Here is a 6282-nt window from a genome sequence, read left to right as displayed (position 1 = left end):
GCGCCGCGAAGGCATCGCGCAGGCTGGGCGGAAAGGCCTCGCCGGACACGAAGGCCTTGGTGAAGGAAACCTTCACACCGAGCTCATCCGCCTTGTCCAGCAGGATGCGCAGGAAGGACGGCGTGCCGACGTAGGCATTGGGCTGCAGATCGGCGATGGCCGCCACCTGCTGCTCGGTCTGGCCAACCCCGGCCGGGAAGACCGTGCAGCCCAGCGCGTGGGCTGCGGTCTCCATCATCGATCCGGCCGGCGTGAAGTGATAGGAAAAGGTGTTGTGCACCAGATCACCCGCGCGGAAACCCGCGGCAAACAGCGCCCGCGCCAGGCGGTAGTAATCGGGACGCGCGCCTTCGGGCTCGTACAGCGGGCCGGGCGAGGCAAACACGCGACGGCAGGCGCTGCCCCAGCCGACGGCGGCGAAACCGCCGAACGGGCGCGCCGCCTTCTGCATTTCCAGCAGCTCGGACTTGCGCGTCACCGGCAACGTGGCGAGCGCCGTCCGGCTCGTCACCGAATCCGGATCGACGTCCGCCAGCAGGCGGCCAAAGGCCGGCGCGGCGGCACGGGCATGGGCGATCTGCGCCGGCAGCCGCTCCATCAGCTCGCGCTCGCGCGCTTCCAGGGGGCGGGTTTCCCGCGTGTCGTAGAAATTCATGTCGGCATCCCTGCTCGATGCGTTGTGGTGGTCCGTTTCGCTTCTCGTCCTTGGGCCGGTTCAGCTCAGCCAACGCTTGCGTCGGCGGTAGTGCTTGATCTCGCGGAAGCTCTTGCGACCTTCGCCGGACAGGCCGAGGTAGAACTCCTTCACGTCCTCGTTGTTCGACAGCTCGCTGGCGGCGCCTTCCATCACGATGCGGCCGTTTTCCATGATGTAGCCGAAGTCGGCATAGCGCAGCGCGACCATGGTGTTCTGTTCGGCGAGCAGGAAGCTCACCTTTTCCTTGGCGTTCAGATCCTTGACGATCTCGAACACCTCCTCGACGATCAGCGGCGCGAGGCCCATCGAAGGTTCGTCCAGCAGCACGAGGCGAGGCTTGGCCATCAGCGCGCGGCCGATGGCGCACATCTGCTGTTCGCCGCCCGAGGTGTAGGCCGCCTGGCTGTTGCGGCGCGTCTTCAGGCGCGGGAAATAGTTGTAGACCTTCTCCAGCGTTTCCTCGACGGCCGCCTTGCCGTCGGTGCGGGTGTAGGCGCCGGTGCGCAGGTTTTCCTCGATCGTCAGGTGGCCGAAGCAGTGACGGCCCTCCATGACCTGCACCACGCCACGCTTGACGAGGTCGGCCGGCGTCATCGCCTCGACGCGCTCGCCCTTGTACTCGACCGAGCCCTTCGTCACCTCGCCGCGTTCGCCCTTCAGCAGGTTGCTGACCGCGCGCAGCGTGGTCGTCTTGCCGGCGCCGTTGCCGCCCAGCAGGGCGACGATGCTGCCCTCCTGAACCGACAGGGACACGCCCTTCAGGACGAGGATCACGTGGTTGTAGATGACCTCGATGTTGTTGACGCTGAGGAATGCTGAGTTCGGAGCGTTCATCTCGAATTCCAGGCAATGGCCCCCGCACCCTGCGGCGCGGGGGCATGTTTCAACTTACTGCGCGCACTGCTCGGCGGTACGGCGCTGGATGTTCTTCTCGGCTGCGTACTTGGACGCGGCCTCGAGCACCATCGGGCGCAACACCTTGTCGTCGGCCTGGTACCAGTCGGACGTGAAGCCCCACTTCGAACCGTCCCAGGTATGGACGCGAACCCACGACGAACCCATGTGGTCGGTGCAGGAGGTCTGCACCGGGCGCATCACGCCGGCGAAGCCCATCCCGTCAAGCTTGGCCTGATCGAGGTTGAGGTTCTCCAGACCCCAGCGCACCTGCTCGCCGGTCATGACCTTGCCCTTGCCGTAGCGCTCCTGCGCCTGGCGCACGCCCTCGACACCCAGCATGGCGGAGATCAGGCCGCGCATGTAGAGCACGGAACCGACTTCTTCCTTCGGACCCGTACCCTGGCCCTTGTCATGCAGCGCGGCGAGGATGTCCTTGACGACCTTGCTGTTCGGCTCGGCGCCATGCTGCAGCGCGAGCGCGCTGTAGCCCTTGGCACCGGCGCCGACGTCCTTGACGTCCGGTTCGGCACCGGCCCACCAGATGCCCAGCATCTTCTCGCGCGGGTAGCCGGTGGCCTGGGCTTCCTTGATGGCGGTGGAGTTCATCACGCCCCAGCCCCACAGCAGCACGTGATCGGGACGGTCGCGGCGGATCTGCAGCCAGGTGGCCTTCTGCTCAACGCCCGGGTGGGCGACGGGCAGCAGCTGCAGGTCGAAACCGTGCAGCTTGGCGCGCTCCTGCAGCACCGGGATCGGCTCCTTGCCGAACGGGCTGTCATGGTAGACCAGGGCGATCTTCTTGCCCTTGAGCTTGTCCAGCCCGCCTTCCTGCTGGCCGATGTGCTGGATGGCAACGTCGGCGCCCACCCAGTACGAGCCCAGCAGCGGGAAGTTCCAGGCGAACACCGAACCGTCCTGCGATTCGCTGCGGCCGTAGCCGGCAGTGATCAGCGGAATCTTGTCGACCGCGGCCTTGTCGGTCAGTGCGAAGGTGACGCCCGTCGACAGACTCTGGAACAGGGTGGCGTTCTTGCCCTTCAGGCGCTCGTAACATTCCACGCCACGGTCGGTGGCATAGCCGAATTCGCATTCCTCGAAGGAGAGCTTGACGCCGTTGATGCCGCCCTGCGAGTTGATGAACTTCAGGTAATCGACGTAGCCGTTCGCCCAGGGGTTGCCGTTGGCGGCATAGGCGCCGGTGCGATACACCAGCACGGGGAAGAACTGATCCTGCGCCTGGGCATGCGCGGCAGGAGTGAATACGGCGGACGACAGCCCCACCGAGGCAATGGCAGCCGCAAGGGCCAGGGAACGGAATTTCATGAGTCTCCTCCTTGTAATAAGCATCATGGGCACTGCGAACGACACTGCATCAATGGGGGAACGGCCACAGACGCAGTTTCTGCTTGGCGATCGACCACAGTCGGGCGAGGCCATGCGGTTCAACGATCAGGAAGAAAATGATCAGCGAACCAAAGATGATGAACTCGGCGTGAGAGATGCCGGCGGTCGACACCGTCACGCCCACCAGGCTGCCCAGGAAGGGCAGGAACTGGTTGAGGAAGATCGGCAGAACGACGATGAAGGCGGCACCGAAGAAGCTGCCCATGATCGAGCCCATGCCGCCGATGATGACCATGAACAGCAGCTGGAAGGAGCGATCGACCGAGAACGCCGCGGGCTCCCACGAACCCAGGTGCACGAAACCCCACAGCGCACCCGCCACGCCGACCACGAAGGAGCTGACCGCAAAGGCCGACAGCTTGGCGTACATCGGGCGGATGCCGATGACCTCGGCTGCCACGTCCATGTCGCGGATCGCCATCCACTGCCGGCCGATGGCTGCGCGGGTCAGGTTCTTCGCCAGCAGCGCGAACACCACGACGAAGGCCAGGCAGAACAGGTACTTCTCGGCCGGCGAATCGATCATCCAGCCGAAGGCCTCGAGCTTGGCCACCGACACCGAGCCCGAGCTGGAGTTGTTGGTGAACCAGCCGATGCGCAGGAAGGCCCAGTCGCACAGGAACTGCGCGGCCAGCGTCGCCACCGCCAGGTAGAGGCCACGCACCCGCAGGCTGGGAATGCCGAACAGGATGCCGAAGCCCGCCGCAGCCACGCCGCCGAGCAGCATGGCCAGGATCAGCGGCATGCCGTCGATGCGGACCATGAAGTTGTAAGCGGCGTACGCCCCGATCGCCATGAAGGCGCCCGCCCCCAGTGTGATCTGGCCGCAGTAGCCCACCAGCAGGTTCACCCCCAGCGCGGCCAGCGACAGCACCAGGAAGGGAATCAGCACGGCACGGAACAGATACTCGTCCGCGAGGAGGGGCACGCCGATGGCGGCGAAGGCAATCAGGCCGAGGACGAACCACTTGTCCTGGGCAATGGTGAAGATCTGTTGGTCGGCCAGGTAGCTCGTCTTGAACTGGCCATTCTCACGATAAATCACAGTGTGTTCTCCAGGTCAGACGCGGTTGATGATCTTCTCGCCGAACAGGCCCTGCGGCCGGAACAGCAGCACGATGAGCGCCATCACGTAGGCGAACCAGATCTCGATGCCGCCCCCCACCATCGGCCCGATGTACACCTCGGAGAGCTTCTCGCCGACACCAATGATCAGGCCGCCGACGATCGCGCCCGGCACCGAGGTCAGGCCGCCGAGGATCACCACCGGCAAGGCACGCAGGGCAACGGTTACGAGCGAGAACTGCACGCCCATCTTCGAGCCCCAGATGATGCCGGCCACCAACGCCACCAGACCTGCCACGCACCACACGATCACCCAGGTCTTGTTCAGCGGGATGCCCACCGACTGCGCGGCCTGGTGGTCATCCGCCACCGCACGCAGCGCACGCCCGATCGCGGTCTTCTGGAAGAAGATGGTCAGGCCACCGACCAGCACCGCCGCCAGCGCCGCGGCGATGAAGTCTTCCTTGTTGATCATGACGCCGCCCTCGATCAGGCCTTCGAACATGATCACCGGGTCCTTCGGCATGCCGACGTTGATCGAGTAGATCTCGCTGCCGAAGAAGGTCTGGCCAAGGCCCTCGAGCACGTAGGCGATGCCCAGCGTCACCATCAGCAGCGTCGCGCCTTCCTGGTTAACCAGCTTGCGCAGAACGAAGCGCTCGACGCCCCAGGCCACGATGAACATCACCACACCGGCACCGATGATGCCGATCACGTTGGCCAGGAACAGGCTGTCACCGCCCAGCGCGGCGTTGGCCCATTCCGAGAAGCGCGCCATCGCGAGCGCCGCCACCAGCACCATCGCGCCCTGCGCGAAATTGAACACGCCGGAGGCCTTGAAGATGAGCACGAAGCCCAGGGCGACCAGCGCGTACAGCATGCCGGTCATCAGCCCGCCCAACATCGTTTCGATAAAGAATCCCATGTCCCGCTCCGCTCAGTGACCGCTGCCCAGGTAGGCGTTGATGACGTCCTGGTTGTTCCGGACTTCGTCCGGCGTCCCGTCGCCGATCTTCTTGCCGTAATCGAGCACCACGACGCGGTCGGAGATGTCCATGACCACACCCATGTCGTGCTCGATCAGCACGATCGTGGTGCCGAACTGGTCGCTGATGTCGAGGATGAAGCGGCACATGTCCTGCTTTTCCTCGACGTTCATGCCCGCCATCGGTTCGTCGAGCAGCAGGATCTGCGGCTCCATCGCCAGCGCGCGACCAAGGTCGACGCGCTTCTGCAGGCCATAGGGCAGCGCGCCCACCGGTGTCTTGCGGATGTGCTGGATCTCGAGGAAGTCGATGATCTCCTCGACCTTCTCGCGGTGCGCGATCTCCTCGTTGCGCGCCGCACCGATCCACAGGGCCTGCTGGAAGATGTTGGTCTTCATCTTCAGGTTGCGGCCGGTCATGATGTTGTCCAGCACGCTCATGCCCTTGAACAGCGCGATGTTCTGGAAGGTGCGCGCGATGCCCTGCTGGGCCGCCATGTGCGGCTCCATTTTCTTGCGCTCCTCGCCGCGGAACATGATCTTGCCTTCCTGCGGGTGATACACCCCGTTGATCACGTTCAGCATCGAGCTCTTGCCGGCACCATTGGGGCCGATGATGGCGCGGACCTCGTGCTCGCGGATGTTGAAGCTGATGTCGGTCAGCGCCTTCACGCCGCCGAAGCGCAGCGAAATGTTCTGCAGGTCCAGGATCACGTCGCCGAAGCGGCGGCCCGGTTGGGCGACGGCCGCGGGGTTCATGTCGGTCATGTTCATTCCTCGTCTCCTCAGGCCGCGCGCTGGCCGGCCTGCGGCGCAAAGGTCTTCACTTCCTCGATGCGCAGGTCGGCCGAAACCTTGCCGGTGCGGCCATCCTCGTACTTGACCTGGGTCTCGATGAACTGGCTCTTCTTGCCCTCGAACATCGCGTCGATCAGCACACCGTACTTCTCGGCGATGAAGTTGCGGCGCACCTTGCGCGTGCGGGTCAGCTCGCCGTCGTCGGCGTCGAGTTCCTTGTGCAGCACCAGGAAGCGCTTGATCTGCGCGCCGCTCATCTTCGGATCAGTCGCGAGGTCGGCATTGACCTTCTCGACGCAGTCGCGGATCAGCTCATACACCGCCGACTGCTGGGCCAGATCGGCATAGCCGGAGTAGGCCATGCCCTTCTTCTCCGCCCAGTTGCCCACCGCCTCGAGGTCGATGTTGATGAAGGCGGTGACGAAATCCTTGCCGT

At 64.6% G+C, this 6282-nt stretch carries 6 protein-coding genes and 1 pseudogene; all 7 read right to left on the bottom strand.

Annotation, left to right across the window (positions count from 1 at the left end):
* Positions 1 to 655: phenylacetate--CoA ligase family protein (locus RBT54_RS18030; protein ID WP_413788476.1), on the bottom strand; the 655-nt coding region annotated here is incomplete at its 3' end.
* A 60-nt stretch (positions 656 to 715) separates the two neighbouring features.
* Positions 716 to 1531, bottom strand: a complete 816-nt coding sequence (locus RBT54_RS18025) for an ABC transporter ATP-binding protein (RefSeq protein ID WP_004258106.1) — start codon at positions 1529 to 1531, stop codon at positions 716 to 718.
* Between the two features lie 54 nt (positions 1532 to 1585).
* Positions 1586 to 2917, bottom strand: coding sequence for an ABC transporter substrate-binding protein (locus RBT54_RS18020; RefSeq protein ID WP_287365805.1), 1332 nt, complete (start codon positions 2915 to 2917; stop codon positions 1586 to 1588).
* Positions 2918 to 2966: 49 nt separating this feature from the next.
* The gene (locus RBT54_RS18015) at positions 2967 to 4043 is read right to left on the bottom strand and encodes a branched-chain amino acid ABC transporter permease (protein WP_287365804.1); all 1077 of its coding nucleotides are present in this window, start codon (positions 4041 to 4043) and stop codon (positions 2967 to 2969) included.
* 15 nt (positions 4044 to 4058) lie between these two features.
* Entirely contained in the window at positions 4059 to 4988 is a 930-nt protein-coding gene (locus RBT54_RS18010) for a branched-chain amino acid ABC transporter permease (RefSeq protein WP_287365803.1), read from the bottom strand.
* A 12-nt stretch (positions 4989 to 5000) separates the two neighbouring features.
* Positions 5001 to 5822 (bottom strand): ABC transporter ATP-binding protein, encoded by an 822-nt coding sequence (locus RBT54_RS18005; RefSeq protein ID WP_413788475.1) that lies wholly within the window; start codon positions 5820 to 5822, stop codon positions 5001 to 5003.
* Between the two features lie 11 nt (positions 5823 to 5833).
* Positions 5834 to 6282: pseudogene (locus tag RBT54_RS18000) on the bottom strand (long-chain fatty acid--CoA ligase); the annotation flags it as partial.

This window comes from Thauera sp. (assembly GCF_034003485.1).
Lineage (GTDB): Bacteria > Pseudomonadota > Gammaproteobacteria > Burkholderiales > Rhodocyclaceae > Thauera.
This window is presented reverse-complemented; position numbering and strand designations above follow the sequence as displayed.